We start from the raw sequence: 15,643 nt of genomic DNA on the forward strand, positions 1-15,643 counted from the left end.
CCTGAGGATGCTTGGGCCAGGGACGGCCAAAGGGGTGGAAGGGCTAGGTGTTGCTCGTGCCCCAGTCGTCCTCGGGGGTGCCGTTGAGGTTGCGCTCGCGCAGGTTCCGGACCCGCTGGGCCACGGTCTCGGGGACCCGGTCGCCGACCCTGCCGCTGACCGTGTGGAAGGCCTTGCCCGCGTACTGGCGGCCCTGCTGGACGGCCGTCTCGGCGGTGTTCCGGACGGCGGGGTTCTGCGCGATCCGGCGCGCGTACTTCTTCAGCTGCTCGTAGCGCTCGCGTCCGGCCCTCGTGCCGAGTACGTAACCGACGGCCAGTCCCGCGACGAACGTGAGCCGGTAGCGCATGGCTGCCACCCTTCCCTTGCCTGGGTCTGCGGTGCCGTGGGGTATCCGATTGGCGGAGCACCCCCCTGCTTGCGCTAATGTATGTGTCGCAGCGAGCGCCCGCCCCCTGGCGAATACCCAGGTAGGTGCGTTCGATGCAATCGAGGCGATCCTCCGTAGCTCAATTGGCAGAGCAGCCGGCTGTTAACCGGCAGGTTACTGGTTCGAGTCCAGTCGGGGGAGCTTCGGTCCTCCGTAGCTCAATTGGCAGAGCAGCCGGCTGTTAACCGGCAGGTTACTGGTTCGAGTCCAGTCGGGGGAGCGCACTGATCGAGGACCCCTCCGGGGTCCTTTTTCATGCCCGCTTCATGTCCGCGGGAACCGGCGCGGCCGCGGCGGTGTCCTCAGGGTCATGAGCAGCGCAGAAGCCGACCATCCGAAGCAGGAGATCGTATGAGCGGCTATGCTGCGGCAGACGGCGCGCACACGTGTACGCGACACGCCGCTATGGGGCGGTAGCTCAGCCGGTTAGAGCAGCGGACTCATAATCCGTCGGCCGTGGGTTCGAGTCCCACCCGCCCCACCGCGCGTCACCGGCGCAGAAACGATGTGGCCTGTGGTGACGTCAGGTGAACGGCAACGCGGACCGGGAGTGCTCCCGGTCCGCGTCTCGTTCATGAGGGTCGGCCGACGGCGTCAGCCGAGCAGCTTGCTCGCCAGCGTGGCGGCGTTGTACGAGCCCCAGCCGGTGGTGAAGTCCCAGCCGGTGGCCGCGGAGTAGGCGCCGTTGCTGCCGCTGGTGATGTCGTGGAAGCCGGTGCCGCTCGCCGAGTACAGCGCCGGGTCGGCGAAGCCGAGGTTGGCCTTGCCGGCCGCCGCGGCCCGCTGGTTGTAGAGGGCCGCGAACGCCGCCCACTCCGGTGCGGCGGCGCTGGTGCCGCCCACCGAGGACCAGGAGCCCTGCGAGTAGATCGAGACGCCGGGGCTGGGGTTGGCGTGGGCCGAGACGTCCGGCACCTGGCGGTAGCCGCCGCCGGCGCTCTTCTGGACGGCCGTCTGCCAGCTCGGGATCTTGAAGACGGAGGACTTGCCGCCACCGCCGCCGGACCAGGCCACCTCCTTGCTGAAGGCGTTGGACGAGGTGACGGTCAGCTTGGTGCCGCCGACACCGGTGACGTACGGGTCGCTGGCCGGGTAGTCGACGGAGGTGCCGCCGTCGCCCGCGTCGTCGGAGCCGCTGTCGCCGGAGGCCGCGTAGAAGCCGAGGCCCTGGGCGGCGCCCGCCTTGAAGACGGCGTCCACCGCGTTGATGCCCGAGGTGGTGCGGGCGCTCTCGGCGGCGCCCCAGCTGATCGAGGTGGTCGGGATGCCGCTGTCGACGATGGCCTGGTAGGTGTCGACCTCGCCGGCGTCGGAGTTGGGGCCCTCGAAGACGGTGACGTTCGCCTTGGGGGCGATGGCGTGCAGGACCTCGATGTCCAGCTCGACCTCGACCTGCCCGTCACCGAGCGCGCCGGAGCCGCCGTCCACCTTCTGCACGGTCGGGGCCGGCGAACCCAGGCCGTAGTTGTTGTCGTAGGCGGTGATGTTGGACTGCTGGAAGCCGTCGAACTCCAGCAGCGCGATCTTCTGCCCGCTGCCGGTGTACGTGCCGGAGACGTTGTAGCCGCCCTTGAGCTGGGCCGGGGTGTAGCCGCCGCCCGGGCCGTTGTGCGGCCGCACGGTGGAGGGCGCCTGACGGTGCAGCTGGAGGCGGTTGTTGAGGCCGGCCACGTCGCTGACGATCGAGGCGATCGAGGACGGCAGCGTCGGCGCGGTGTCGTTGGCGTAGAACGAGCGGCCGGACGTGGCGTCCTTCCAGGTCGACAGCTTGGTGCCGAAGGCCTTCTCCAACTGGGCGGCCGTACCGCTCGCGTCGACCAGCAGGTTGCCCGAGTGGACCTTGCCGACGGTGACGCCCTGCGACCGCAGGTAGTGCCTGAGCTGTTCCACCTCGGCGTCGGTCCGGCCGAAGCGGGCCGCGAACTGACCCTTCGTCAGATAGTGGCCGTACGAGGCGGAGTGCGGGTCGCTGACCCGGGCGACGAAGGTGTCGAGGGCCTTGCCGTCTCTGGGGGTCAGGCTGATGGCCACCGATATCCGCTTTCCCGCCGCCACGTCGCCGGTCCGGGTCGCGTGCCGGTCGAGGCCCTGGAGGACGTCTCCGGTGACGGCGGCCCGCGCCGCGTGGGGCTGCGCGGTGCCGGCGGCGTAGGCCGCAGGGACGGCGGCGGCGAGCAGGGCCGGCGCGGCGACCAGGCCGAGCAGTTTCAGGCGTGACTTCACTGAGGTCCTCCGGAGAGTGGGGGTGATGTCCCGGAAGCGGAACGGCTTCACCGTAGGAACACGGGCCCCACCCCCATAAGCGGGGGAACCCTTGCTTGATGTGTTAACTGTCGATGTCGTGTGAACGGCGGGTGACGAGCACCCGGGTGGGGCGCGCACGAACGGACTGACTGTCCGTCACCATGTGTCCCGGCCCGCCGTCGTCGCCCGGATCGACGGATGCGCCGGAGGCGATGACCGCGACCGCCATCGCATGGGCGAGCGCGGTGCGCGAGCGGACCCCGAACTTGCGGTAGACCCGTGACAGGGCCCCCTCCACCGTCTTGACGCTGATGAACAGCTCCGCCGCCACCTCCCGGTTGGTGGCGCCGTTGCCGACCAGTTCGGCGATCCGGGCCTCCGTGGGCGTGAGTTCGGGCCCGCCCGGCCCCGCCTCGCCGCCGCGGTCCGAGGCCTCCAGCCGTGCCAGCTCGTCCCCGGCCCGTGCCGCCAGCGGGGCGGCGCCGATCCGCGTCGCGATCCGCAGCGCCTCGCCGAGCGCCAGGCGCGCCGCGTTCCGGCGGCGCGCGCGACGCTCGACCGCGCCGAGCGCGATCAGCGTGCGCACCATGTCCACGGGCAGGTCCAGCCGGCGCAGCAGGTCCACGGCCGTGCGCAGCCGCAGCGCCCCCTCCCGCGCCCGGCCGAGGCCCGCCTCCCGCAGCCCCTCGGCCCGCTCCAGCGCCGCCAGTACGCTGCCGGGCGCGTCGCCGGGCAGCCGCGCGCGAGCCTCGCCGAGCACCGTCCCGGCCGCCTCCGTCTCCCCCAGGACGACCAGCGCCTCGGCCAGATCGCCGTACCAGTGCAGCAACGGCGGGTCCGCGGCGCACATCGACTCGCCGAGCCGCCTGACCCGTTGCAGCACCTCGACCGCGGCCGCCGCCCCGAGCGGGCTGCCGCCGAGCAGCTCCGCCTGCCCGAGCACCGCCAGCGCGCGCAGCAGGAACAGCCGGTCGCCGTCGGCCTCCGAGGCGCGGACCGCCTGCTCGGCGAGGTGCCGGGCCTCCTCGGCGGTGCCGCCCGCGCTCGCCGCGAGGGCTGCCGCGTACAGCGCCGGGGCCACCGGGACGCCCGCCTCGGCCACGGCGCGCGCGCAGCGGTCGGCGGTGCGCAGCGCCTCCCGGCACTCCCCGGCGCGCACCTGGATACGGGCCAGCGCCACCAGGGTCGCCAGCACCTCCTCCACCCCGGCGGACTCGCCGACGACCGTGAGGAGTCCGGAGACCCCCTCCCGGGCCTCGGCCACCCGGTCGGAGTCCAGGGCGAGGATCGCCCGCATCCGGATCAGCCGCCGGCGCTCCGGGCCGCCGTCGGCGGTGCCGACCAGGGTGAGCGCCTCCTGGAGCGCGGCGTCGGCGGCGCCCGCCTCCCCGGCCAGGGACCGCACCCGGGCGAGCGTGGCGAGCGCCCCGATCCGGGTCTCCGTGTCCCCGGCCCGGTCCGCCAGCCCGGCGGCCCGCCGGGCGTGCCGGGCCGCCTCCGCCAACTCCCCGCACAGCAGGCCGCGTACGGCCGCCCAGTGGTGCAGCCACGCCTCGGCCCGTGGGTCGCCGGCGGCGTCCCGCAGGCCGTCCTCGATCAGGTCGCGGGTGCCGTCGAGCGCCTGCCCGGCGCCCCGCAGCAGGATCAGCCGGGCCCGCACCCGCCGACGGGCGGAGCCCGACTCGGCGAGGACGGTCCTGGCCGACTGCCCCGCGGCCGCCGGGTTCCCGGCGTCGCACGCGTACTCGGCCGCGGTCAGCAGTCGGTCGGCGCGGTCGGCGGGCCGGTCGGCGGGGGTGCGGCGGGCGGCGAGCCCGGCCAGTTCGCAGGCGGCGTCGGGCGCGCCGCGGCGTCGTGCCTGCGCGGCCGCGGCCAGCAGGGTCCGAGCGACGGCCTCGTCCTCGTACGGGTGGGCGTGCGCGAGGTGCCGGGCCTGTTCCAGAGGCTCGGTGACCGCACGGGCCAGCAGGGCGTGCGCCTGCCGGCGGCCGTACTCCGGGGCGTCGGCGTAGAGGGCGGCGCGGATCAGCGGATGGCGGAAGCGTACGGTGCCGTCGGCGCCGGCCGCCGCGACGCCGACCCGTTCGGCCGCCGCGAGGTCCGCGGCCGGGTCGGGGAATCCGGCGGCCCGCAGCACGGTGAGGTTGGGGGCCGCGGCGGCGCTCGCGACGAGGAGGGCGTGCCGCACGGCCTCGGGCAGGGTGCGCGCCCGGTCCAGCACCAGGGTGCGCAGCCGCCGGGGCACGGGCAGCGCCCCGGCGGAGCCGGCGGACGCCCCGTCGTGCAGGGCGGCCCGCCCCAACTCCAGGGCGTACGAGGGATTTCCGGCGGCGGTGTCCTGGACCACCCGCAGCAGCGCCGGAGGCAGGACGGTGCCGAGGGCGGTGCGCAGGAGGCGGTCCGTCTCGCCGTCCGTCAGCGGTGGTACGGCGAGTTCGGCGGTGCCCGGCGGGCAGCAGTGCGGCCGTTCGGGCTGCTCGCCCTCCGCGACCCGTTCCGCGGCCACCATCCGCAGGCCGAGGCCGAGGCCGCCCGCACGGCGCACGGCGAAGGCGAGCACCTCGGCGCTGAGCGGGTCCAGCCACTGGAGGCCGTCGACGACCAGCAGCACGGGACCGGCGGCGGCCAGGGCGCGCAGCACCTCCAGGACGGCGACGCGCAGCGCGAGCCGCCCCTGGTCGCCGGCCGGTTCCCGGCCGCGCAGCAGAGCTGCCCGCAGAGCCGCGCGCGGCTCGGGCGGCAGGGCGTCCAGGCGGCTGTCCGGCACCCGTGCGAACAGGTCGACGAGTCCGGCGAACGGCAGCGGGGCGTCCTCCCGGCCGGGCGCGCAGTGCAGCACCGTGCCGGCCGCCGGGGCCTGCACGGCCAGGGAGTTCATGAGGGCGGCCACGAGCGTGGTCTTGCCGATTCCGGCGGGACCGTGGAAGAGCACTCCGGGACGGGTCGTCAACTCGGCCCGGGCGGTGGCGAGAAGCTCGTGGCGTCCGGTCAGTGGCCGCATGCGCACGGCAGTCGGCCACTTCGTGCCGTGGGGGTGGCACCCGTGGTGTTCGCGCATCGCAGCATGTGTTCATGACAGCCTTCGCGGATTCGGGTTGTCAATGGCGGCGCCGGGGGCACGCGGAGCCGGCGGTGCCCCACGGCCATACTGTGCGCATGGAACGTATAGGGGGGTACCTCGTCGAACGCCGGCTCGGCGAGGGCGGCATGGGCACCGTGTATCTCGCCCGGACGCGCGGCGGGCGGGCCGTCGCGGTGAAGGTCGCCAAGGCCGAGCTGGCGGCCGACGCCGTCTTCCGCGAGCGGTTCCGCAGCGAGGTCGAGGCGGCCCGCGCGGTGGGCGGATTCCACACGGCGCCGGTCGTGGACGCGGACGTCGACGGCGACCCGCTGTGGCTGGCCACGGCCTACATCCCCGGACCGACCCTCGCGGCCCAACTCGCGGCCGAGGGCGCGATGGACGAGCCCCGGCTGCGGGCCCTGGCCGCCGCGCTCGCCGAGGCGCTGGAGTCCATCCACTCCTGCGGGCTGGTCCACCGCGACCTCAAGCCCGGCAACATCGTCATGGCCGTCGACGGCCCGCGCGTCCTCGACTTCGGCATCGCCCGCGCCGTCGAGTCCACCCGCCTCACCGCCACCGGCACCGCCTTCGGCACCCCCGGTTTCCTCGCCCCCGAACAGGCCCTGGGCCACGATGTGACCGGCGCGGCCGACGTGTTCGCGCTGGGCGCCGTCCTGGTCGCCGCGGCGGGCGGCAGCGCCTGGGGCGAGGGCACGCCGATGGGGCTGATGTACCGCTCCGTCCACGAGCCGCCCGACCTGGCCGCCGTACCCGCCGGACTCGCCGGACTGGTCGCGGGCTGCCTGGCGAAGGACCCCGGGGACCGCCCGACCCCCACCGAACTGCTGGACCGGCTGACGGACGGGACACCGGCACCGGCGTACACCCCCGCGTACGGCCCGCCGCCCCTCGTGCCCCCGGCGCCCGCCACACCCCCGCGGCTCACCCCGCCCCCGGCGGCGCCGACCCGGCCGGCGCCGTACCCCGCCCTGCCCGCCGTGGCCCCCACCCCTCCTCCCGTGCCCGCCGCGGCCCCGCCGCAGGTCGCCTACGGGTTCGGGCCGCCGGTCGCGTACGCCGCGCCGGTGGCCGAGTTGACCGACGGGGAGTCCCGCGTCGTGGTGAACGCCACCGGGATCGTCCTCGAAGTCGGGGGCGCGTCAGCGGACTTCGCCTGGGCGGAGATCGCCGGTGCCTGGCGCACCTGGCGCGGCCACCATCTCACCGTGGCCGTACGGCTGTGGGACGGTGGCGTGTACGACTGCGAGCTGAACGCCCGCAGATCGGCGCGGCTCGGCGAGTGGCTGGCCCGGCTCGACCCGGTCCTCGGCCGGTACCTGAGGCGGTAGCGGACCGGCCGCCCCGCTGCCCGCCCTGCCCGCCCCGCTCGAACATCGGTCGGGAAGGACCGGAGCGGCGCTCCCGGCAGGGCGACGAGTTGGCCGGTTCAGGCTTGAAGCGCCGGTGTCATGGGCACGCACCTCCTACCGGCATCCACTGCCGAGTCGTACGGACCGAGGAGGCGTCATGGACGGTCGTATCCGGGTACGTGTCAGCCGGCGTCCTGCCGCCCCGCGCCGCGAGCAGGAGATCGACCGCAGGACCCCGTCCGGGCGGATCCTGCCGTACTGACACCGGGGCGCCGACGGCCGCTCAGGACGCGCGGGCCGATCCGGGTCACCTCGGGCAGGGGGTCCGCGCGGCGGGCCAGGTCGAGCAGGGTGTGCACGGTGCGCTCGGCCGCGCCCAGCCGAGGATGCCACTGGGCGATGATGCTGACCGGCCGCAGCGGCTCCGTCAGCGCCAGCGCGACCAGTTCGCCCTCCCGCAGCTCCCGGGCGACCGTCAGCTCGGGCAGCAGGGTGATGCCGTGCCCATGGCCGAGAAGGCGCAGCAGAGCCGCGATCGAGCCCTGGAGCAGGGTCTGCTGAGCGCCCGCCAGCAGGTCGGCGCCGAAGCGGTCCACCAGCATCTCCGAGGTGCAGCCGGGTTCGGCCACCAGGAACTCGTGGGGCAGCAGCTGCTCCGGCGTCACCGTCTCCTGCCGGGCCAGCGGATGGCCGGGCGCCGCCACCAGGAACGTGCGGTCGTGCCCCACGACCGTGTGCGGGCGGACCGAGCGGATGCCGTTGTCGTACTGGAAGACGAGGTCCAACTCGCCCGCTCCGAAGGCCCGTTCCAGCGCGCCGCGGGACGCCACGGTCAGGGCGACGTCCGCGCCGGCGTCCGGACCGGCGTCCGGGCCGCCCGCGCCGTACTCCAGCGCGGCCAGCACCTCGGGCAGCCAGGCGTGGGCCAGCGACTCCTGTGTGCCGATCCTGAGCCGGGGCCGGTCGCCGCGGGCCGCCCGGCGCATCCGCTCCTCCAGCTCCAGCGCCTCGCGCGCGTACGGCAGCAGCCGGCCGCCGGCCTCGGTGAGCACCGCCCCCGTGCCCGCTCGTACCAGTACGCTCACGCCCAAGTCGGCTTCCAGTCGCTTGAGTTGGGCGCTCACGCTCGACTGGGCGTAGCCCAGGGCCTGGGCGGCGGCGGAGATGCCGCCGTGCTCGACGACGGCGACGAAGGCGCGGAGGTAGCGGGAGTCCACGGGGGAAGGGTAGCCGTGGGGCGCACACGGCCCCGCGCCCCGGGGTGTTGCCATCGGACTCTCCGATGGGGCCATCGGACTTGCGGTGTCACGGGATCGGTCCGCCCGGGGACACGCTGCCCCCATGACCACAGCCGAACCCGTATCCAGACCAGCCACCTCTTCCGGCCCGGCCGCTCCTTTCGGCCCGGCCGCTCCGTCCGGCCCTGCTCCCCGCCGCGCCGCCCGGCTCGCCTTCGCCGGGATCGCCACCGGGAATCTGCTCGTCCTGCTGGACACCTCGATCCTCAACGTCGCCGTACCCGACATCCAGGCCTCGCTGCGGCCGGGCGCCGCCGCACTGCCGTGGACCGTGGACGCCTACACCGTCGTCTTCGCCGGGCTGCTGCTGGCCGGCGGGGTCTTCGCCGACCGCTGGGGCGCCCGGCGGGTCTACGCCGCGGCCCTCGGGCTGTTCGCCGCGCTGTCCGTGGCGTGCGCGCTCGCCCCCGGGGCGGCCGGCCTGATCGCCGGGCGCGCGCTGCTCGGCGCCGCGGGGGCCGGGCTGGTGCCCGCCTCCCTGGCGCTGCTCATCCACCTCTATCCCGACCCCGGCCGCCGTACCCGCGCCATCGGCGCCTGGGCCGCGCTCAGCGGACTCGGCGCCGCGGCCGGCCCCGTGCTCGGCGGCGGCCTGGTCGAACTCGGCGGCTGGCGGCTGGTGTTCCTCGTCAACCCGCCCCTCGCCCTCGCCGCGCTGCTCCTCGCCCGCCGGCTGCCCGCGCCGCCGGTCGGGGCCGCCCGCGCCCTGGACCGGCCGGGTCTGCTGCTGTCCACCGCCGGGCTCGGGCTGCTCACCTTCGGGCTGGTCGAGGCCGGGACCGAGGGCTGGGGCGCGCCGCGCGCCCTGCTGCCGCTCGCCGCCGCGCTCGCCTGCTTCGGCGCCCTCGCCGTCGTGGAGCGCCGGGCCGCCGCCCCGGTGCTGCCGCCCGCGCTGCTCGCGCTGCCGCGGGTGCGGGCCGCGATGGTCGCCGCGGCGGTGTCCTGCTTCGCCTACTTCGGCGGCATGTACCTGCTCGCGGTGTGGCTCCAGCGCACCTACGACCTGACCCCGCTGCGGGCCGGACTGGCCGCGCTGCCCATGGCGTTCCCGGTGTGCGTGATGCCGTTCTTCACCGGGCGGCTCGTGGCCCGTTGCGGCCCCCGTCCCGTGCTGCTGACCGGCATGTCCGCCACGGCCGTCGCCGGCGCGCTGCTGGCCTGCGCGGCCGGCCACCATCCGCCGCTGGCGCTGATCGTCGCCGCCGAGCTGGCGCTCGCCGCGGCCGGCACGCTGTCCATCCCGGGTGCCGCCGCCGCGGTGGCCGTCGCGGCGCCGGCGGAGTACGCGGCGACGAGCCAGGGCGCGCTGAACGGCATCCGGCAGGCCGGATCCGCCCTGGGCGTCGCGGTGCTGGGCACGCTGGGCGGCCTCACCGGGGCCGGGTACCTGCTGGCGGGGGTGGGGGCGCTCGGTGTGCTGCTGCTGGCCGGGACCCGTGACCGGTGACCGGTGGCTGTCGTCATGGTGCGGCGCAGGCGGGCGGCGGCCGGGCGGCGGTCCGGTCCGGAATCAGGTGGTCCGCCGGGCCGCGGGCCTTGTGGCTCAGGCGGCCAGTGGGTTCAGGACCAGCGGCTCGATCCGGCCCTCCAGCATCTCGCCGAGCCCCTGGGCCGCGCAGATGTCGGGCCGTTCGGCGATGTGCACCGGCATCCCGGTGGCCTCGCGCAGCATCTCGTCGAAGCCCGGCAGCAGCGCCGAGCCGCCGACCATCATGATCCCGCGGTCGGCGAGGTCGGCCACCAGGTCGGGCGGGCAGGCGCGCAGCACCTTGCCGATGCCGTCCAGGACACCGGTGAGCGGGGTCTGGATCGCGTCCCGTACGGCGGCGGTGTCGACCCGGACGCTGCGGGCCAGCCCGGTGGCCACGTCCCGCCCGTGGATCTCGGTCTGTGCGGGGCCCTGCGCGGTCAACCCGTTGCCGGACAGGGCCAGTTGCAGTGGCCGTACCGACTGGCTGGGGAGTATCAGCTCGTGTTCGTGCCGCAGGTGTTGCACGATCGCGTGGTCCACCGCCTCGCCGCCCACCGGGACCCGCTCGGCGGTCACGATGGAGCCGAGCGAGAGGACGGCCACCTGGGTGGCCGCCGCCCCGCACACCATGATCATGGTGGCCTCGGGGCGCTCGACGGGCAGCCCGCAGCCGATGGCGGCGGCGATGAGCGTGTCCACCAGCTCGACCTTGCGCGCGCCCAGCCCGACCAGCGTCTCGGTGGTCGCCCGCTGGGCCAGCGGATCCGCGTCGTGCGGGGTGCAGGCCGCCGCGCGCAGCCGCAGGTTACGGCGCAGGGCGCGGCGCGTCTTGTCGCCGAGGAGCTGGCGCAGCATGCGCTGGGCCATCTCGATGTCCACCACCGTGCCCCCGGCGATCGGCCGGACGACCCGGATGTAGTCCGGCGTCCGTCCCGTCATCTGCTCCGCGAACTCCCCGACGGCTATGAGCGCGCCGGTACGGGTGTTCACGGCGGCGGCGGAGGGCTGGTCCACGACGAGACCGGCCCCCTTCACATAGATCCGGGTGCGGGCGGCGCCCAGGTCGACGGCGAAGTGGCAGCGGCGCAACTGCTCCAGACTGACGGTCACGACGATCCTCCCGGTGCGCGGGCGTTGGTGCGCCCGGCCGGATGGCGGGCCTCACACACTGCATCCTGCGCGGGGGCGGGAGCGGGCGCCTGCTGGGGGCGGCCGGGCGGGGTGCCGCTGAACGGGGGTACTTTCCGGCAGCTCCGGCGTGTCTGCCGGAAATCCGGGGCGGCGGCCGGATCACAGTGCGCGGGCGGCCTCCAGCAGGGGTTCCAGGGACGAGAGGGTGATCTCGCTGCCTCCCTCGCGCAGGTGCCGCCGCCCGGTGGCGGTGGGGGCGTACCCGACGAAGGGGAGGCCGAGCTGCTGGGCGGCGGTGAGTTCGGCGACCGACGAGCCGATCAGGACGCCGGTACGGGCCGACGCGCCGGAGGCGCCCAGGGCGCGCAGCAGGCAGTCGGGGTCGGGCATCAGCAGGCCGAGGTCGTCGCGGCGGCCGTGGACGCCCGCGAGGGGCAGGCGGGCGGGCGTCAGACAGCGGTGGACGGCCTGCGTGCCCACGTCCGTCACCACGCTGACCCGGCGACCGGACCCGTGCAGGGCGCGGACGAGCGCGCGGGACCGGTGGGTCGCGGGCGCGTCGGGAACGGCCCGCAGTTCGAGGGCGTCGAGGCGCGCCCGCAGCTCGGGGCCGAGCCGGTCGTGGGCGAAGGCGCGCAGCAGATCCAGCGGATGCACGAACGCCTCCCGGCCGGTCTCGCCCGCGACGGCCGGCGCCCGGCCCGCCAGTGCGTCCCGTGGGTCACGGTGCTCGGCCACCACGGACAGCAGGTCGAGCACGGCCTCGCGTGCCGTCCGCGCCGAGAACAGCCGGGCGAGGGGGCCGTCGAAGCCGATCAGCACGTTCTCGGCGCGGGCGAGGAGGGCCGCCGGCCGGCCCCGCGACGGAACCGACGGTTCCGCCACCGGCTCGGGTGCGCCCTCCGGGACCAGGCGCACGGTGTACGACACCGCCAGCCCCGCCACCGGCCAGCCGCCCACCTGGGCGTTCACCTCCCGCTGGGCCGCGTTCGCACGACGCAGCGGGTGCCGCCCGGTGATGCGCGCCGCCGCGCCGCGCAGATGGTCCAGCAGCGGCCGGCGGACGCGCAGGGTCTCGCCGCGGACGAAGGCGACCGGATCGTCGACGCGCCAGGACAGCTCCACCGTGGCGGTGAAGGTGCCCTTGCCGGAGCTGGGCAGGGACATGGTGTCCCGCGCATGGTGCGGGGTGAGGTCGACCGAGTAGTACGTCTGCGGACGCGGTGGACGCGTGCCGCGCGGCTCGATCGGGTCGAGCACCCGGAGCGGGCCGTCGGACCGGGTGTGGACGATCGCCGTGCGGCCGGGGGCGGGAATGCCCAGCTCGCGCAGGTCACGGGTGATGAAAGGGCCCTGGACGAGGTCGCGTTCGTCGGACGCGGGCGGCCCGCTCGACGGTCCGAGGGCGCAGTACCAGGCGACCGAGGAGGCGTCCGGGGCGTCGTCGGCGTAGAGCGGCAGGAAACGCAGGGTGCCGCGGGCGGCGGAGCTGCCGGTGAAGTCGTCGTACAGCGCGGGAGGTACGACGACCATGGCGTACGCGGGCACCTCCGGCGGCCGGACGGGCGGCTCGCCGAACGTCACCCACAGGCGGGGCGGATCCGTCAGCCGCCGCTGGGCGTGCGGCAGTTCACGCAGCACGGCGACCAGGACGGGCAGGAGGAACGCACCGGGCTCGACGCGCACGAGGTAGCCGTCCGGGCGGACCCGCACCTCGTACTGGCGCGGGGTGAGCGAGCCGCGCGCGAGGATGTCGTGCACGGTGGCTTCGAGGGTGATGCGTGCTTCGGGGCGGCCGGCGAGGGCGTCGGCGACGAAGAGGATCTCGGGGCGGTCGACAGCGGGTCCGGCCTCGGTGGGGACAGCCGGTCCGGCCTCGGCGGGGACGGGGGGTGCGGCGTCGGCGGGGAGCGGGGGTTCGGCTTCGGCCGGGACACCCCGCGCGGCGCGGTCCGTGGCGAGCCGTCGCACGCTGTCCTCGCTGACCGTGGCGAACGGATCCCCCTCCACGGCCGTCCCCGCCCCGCGCGCCGACGGGACCGACACCGGGAACTCGCCCGGTGCCCGGCCCGCCCGGCGGTCGATGAACTCGCCGATCCGGTCGAGGAGTTCGGCGGTCTGCTTACGGGCGGTGCGCGGCAGGCCGAGCAGGAGCAGCTCGCGCACCCCCTCCCGGAAGGCGTAGCTGCCGGGCGCGCCGCCCGGCACCGTGGTGAGCATGCCGCTGAGGACGACCTCCGCCAGGTGCCGGGGCCGCGGATCCGGTTCGACGGCGGCCTGCACCAGCCGCATGACCGGCAGATCGGGGCGCCCCACCGCGAGATGGCCGGCCAGCCGGAACGCCTCGGGGGAGGCCGTCGCGCGAAACCGCAGGACCAGCTCCTCGGCGGACAGCAGGCCGACATCGGTCCGGTCCTCGGCGTCCGCCGGCAGCGGACGGCCCAACTCCGCGACGGCGGCGGGGAATTCGACCCCGCCCGGCGCCGTGAGCAGCCCCGCCCAGTGCCCCAGCCACCGCGGCTCCGGCTCCAGCACGGGCAGCGGCACGGCCCGGTCGGTCCCGGCGGGCCCGCCGAACCCCTCGGCCCCGGTGGACTCCGGCCGCTCGTACGAGGTGAACGTCAGCGTCGCCGTGGGCGCCGCCGGGTACGGGGCTGACAGACGGCCGGGCGTGGTGGGCAGGGCCGTGTCCCGCCACAGGTGCTCCGGGAGCGGCTGCACGACGGCCAGGGGCGTCCGGCGCGCCCACCGGTGCAGCGTGGCGTACCAGAGGGTGCCGGCGGGCCCCTCCCGCCACTGCGGGCCCATGCAGTCGCTGATCAGGAGGGTGACGCTGCGGCCGTCGGCGGGGGCGTGCGGGCCGGGGCCGCGTACGGTGCCGTCGGCGGCGGCGCGGTACAGGGCGACCGTGCGGAAGAGGCCCGACTGGGCGAGGACCGTGTGCAGTTCGTGGATCAGGGGGCGCCAGACCGGCATGGTGGGACCGGCGTCGTACACCAGGTTCAGCCGCAGCCAGCGCTCCCGCGCGGGGCGCAGCACCGGCAGCCACCACTCGGGGTCGGCACCCAGCCGGGCGATGCGGTCGGCGGTCGCCCGCTCCGCCAGCTCGTGGCCCACGGGCGCGTCGACGCGGCGGCCCAGCGGGCGCAGCGCGCGTTGCAGCGCGAGCGGGTGGCGCAGCATCGGGGGTGCCGGGGCCAGGAGCGTGGTGTGCCGCCGGTCCGCCGCCGTGGCGGCGTGCGGGGAGGGCAGGTGCAGGGCGACGCGGGCGGGCGGCGGCTGGGCCGCTCGGGCCGGGGGCGGTGTCTGCCGCTCCGGGGGCGCGGGCGGGGCGGCTTCGCGGCCGGTGACCTCGGGTTCGGCGGCGGTGGCGGGGTCGGGGTCGCGGTCGGCGGCGGGGGCGTCGGGCCGCATGTGCCGGGCCAGCCACAGCAGTTCGGCCAGTTCGAGCGCCGTCGGACGGACCCCGTGGGCCGCCCCGGCGAGGACGTCGGCGAGGCGGGCCAGGGGATCCGGGGAGCCGGGGCGCTCAGAAGACATCGGGCCGCGCGCTCTGTCCGAGGTACGGCATCAGCTGTTCGGCCAGCTGCTCCAGGGACCCGGCGTCCAGGTCGGCGGAGCGGGCCAGGTAGATCGCGTTGAGCAGCTGGTCGGTGGCCAGGTCGCCGGCGCCCGCCCGGGACAGGAAGCGGTCGATCAGGCTCTGCGCGTACGCGTCGGGCTCGCCCAGGTGGGCCCGGACGATCTCGGCGAGGTGCCGGTCGTCCGGCTGCCGCAGATGCAGCGTGACACAGCGGCGCAGGAAGGCGGGCGGGAACTCGCGCTCGCCGTTGCTGGTGAGGACGACGAAGGGGAACGCCCGGCAGCGGACCCGGCCGCGCGCCACCGGGACCCGCTCGTCGGTGCCGTCGGCCATCACCTCGGCGGTGCCGCCGGGGGCGAGCCGGGCGGCGCGCACCAGCTCGGGGATCTCGTACTGGCCCTCCTCCAGCACGTTCAGCAGGTCGTTGGGCAGGTCGAGGTCGCTCTTGTCGATCTCGTCGATGAGCAGGGCGCGGGGGCGGGCGTACGGCAGCAGGGCGGTGCCCAGCGGGCCGAGGCGCAGATGGTGCTCGATGCCGGACGCGTCGTCCGTGCCGTCCGTCCCGTCCGCCCCGTCGGCCGGGCCTGCCGCCCGGTGCGCCCGGCCCGCCTCGACCGGCCGGGTGGCCGTCTGCCGGGCCGCGTACAGCCGGGAGAGCGGGTCGTACTGGTAGAGGCCGTCGTGCAGCGTGCTGCGGCTCGTGATGTTCCAGCGCAGCACCGGGCCGAGCCGCAGCTCGCGGGCGACCGCGTACACGAGCGAGGACTTGCCGGTGCCCGGCGGGCCGGTGACCAGCAGCGGACGGCGCAGGTACAGGGCCGCGTTGACCAACTGGACCGTCTGCTCCGTGGCCTGGTAGGTCTCGGCGCGGTGCATACGGTCCGGGGAGACGGCCGAGGCGTCGGCGGCCGTGTCCGGGGCGTCGAGCACCGGCCGGCCGTCGAAGGCCCGCCAGGGCGGCGGCGGGGGCAGCTTCGTGATGCCGTCGTGCGGCTCGTTCGTACCGGTGTAGACGGGCCACAGGGGCATGGGCTCTTCTTCTCCGTGGGGGGCGG

The 15,643-nt window shown here is 75.8% G+C and carries 9 protein-coding genes and 3 tRNA genes; 5 read left to right on the forward strand and 7 right to left on the reverse strand.

The window, feature by feature from the left end:
- Positions 1–43: 43 nt before the first annotated feature.
- Entirely contained in the window at positions 44–349 is a 306-nt protein-coding gene (locus ACZ4MF_RS00265) for a YtxH domain-containing protein (RefSeq protein ID WP_467488336.1), read from the reverse strand.
- A gap of 149 nt (positions 350–498) precedes the next feature.
- On the opposite strand from ACZ4MF_RS00265, the gene ACZ4MF_RS00270 reads away from it, so the two are divergent.
- From ACZ4MF_RS00270 to ACZ4MF_RS00280, 3 genes are all read left to right on the forward strand, one after another.
- Positions 499–571, forward strand: a tRNA-Asn gene (locus ACZ4MF_RS00270).
- Between the two features lie 6 nt (positions 572–577).
- A tRNA-Asn gene (locus ACZ4MF_RS00275) sits at positions 578–650 on the forward strand.
- 187 nt (positions 651–837) lie between these two features.
- Positions 838–911, forward strand: a tRNA-Ile gene (locus tag ACZ4MF_RS00280).
- Positions 912–1,024: 113 nt separating this feature from the next.
- On the opposite strand, the gene ACZ4MF_RS00285 is transcribed toward ACZ4MF_RS00280, so the two are convergent.
- The gene (locus ACZ4MF_RS00285; RefSeq protein ID WP_467488338.1) at positions 1,025–2,653 is read right to left on the reverse strand and encodes a S53 family peptidase; all 1,629 of its coding nucleotides are present in this window, start codon (positions 2,651–2,653) and stop codon (positions 1,025–1,027) included.
- A gap of 103 nt (positions 2,654–2,756) precedes the next feature.
- Positions 2,757–5,675 (reverse strand): helix-turn-helix transcriptional regulator, encoded by a 2,919-nt coding sequence (locus tag ACZ4MF_RS00290; RefSeq protein ID WP_467488340.1) that lies wholly within the window; start codon positions 5,673–5,675, stop codon positions 2,757–2,759.
- Between the two features lie 155 nt (positions 5,676–5,830).
- Between ACZ4MF_RS00290 and ACZ4MF_RS00295 the strand changes: the two genes are divergently transcribed.
- Positions 5,831–7,084: a serine/threonine-protein kinase gene (locus tag ACZ4MF_RS00295; protein WP_467488342.1), complete on the forward strand. Its 1,254-nt coding sequence runs from the start codon at positions 5,831–5,833 to the stop codon at positions 7,082–7,084.
- A gap of 203 nt (positions 7,085–7,287) precedes the next feature.
- Here ACZ4MF_RS00295 and ACZ4MF_RS00300 read toward each other — a convergent pair whose 3' ends face one another.
- Positions 7,288–8,322 (reverse strand): LysR family transcriptional regulator, encoded by a 1,035-nt coding sequence (locus tag ACZ4MF_RS00300; protein ID WP_467488344.1) that lies wholly within the window; start codon positions 8,320–8,322, stop codon positions 7,288–7,290.
- Between the two features lie 124 nt (positions 8,323–8,446).
- Here ACZ4MF_RS00300 and ACZ4MF_RS00305 point away from each other — a divergent pair, with 124 nt between their 5' ends.
- A complete protein-coding gene (locus ACZ4MF_RS00305) occupies positions 8,447–9,850 on the forward strand; it encodes an MFS transporter (protein WP_467488346.1) in 1,404 nt (467 codons plus the stop codon).
- Positions 9,851–9,946: 96 nt separating this feature from the next.
- Here the strand turns inward: ACZ4MF_RS00305 and ACZ4MF_RS00310 are convergent, their stop codons facing one another.
- From ACZ4MF_RS00310 to ACZ4MF_RS00320, 3 genes are all read right to left on the reverse strand, one after another.
- Positions 9,947–10,984, reverse strand: coding sequence for a rod shape-determining protein (locus tag ACZ4MF_RS00310; protein ID WP_467488349.1), 1,038 nt, complete (start codon positions 10,982–10,984; stop codon positions 9,947–9,949).
- Between the two features lie 180 nt (positions 10,985–11,164).
- Positions 11,165–14,545 (reverse strand): SAV_2336 N-terminal domain-related protein, encoded by a 3,381-nt coding sequence (locus tag ACZ4MF_RS00315; RefSeq protein WP_467488351.1) that lies wholly within the window; start codon positions 14,543–14,545, stop codon positions 11,165–11,167.
- Entirely contained in the window at positions 14,535–15,617 is a 1,083-nt protein-coding gene (locus ACZ4MF_RS00320) for an AAA family ATPase (RefSeq protein ID WP_467488353.1), read from the reverse strand. Before ACZ4MF_RS00320 ends, ACZ4MF_RS00315 begins: the two co-directional genes overlap by 11 nt.
- Between the last annotated feature and the right edge of the window lie 26 nt (positions 15,618–15,643).

It is taken from the genome of Streptomyces sp. NPDC025793 (assembly GCF_055558375.1).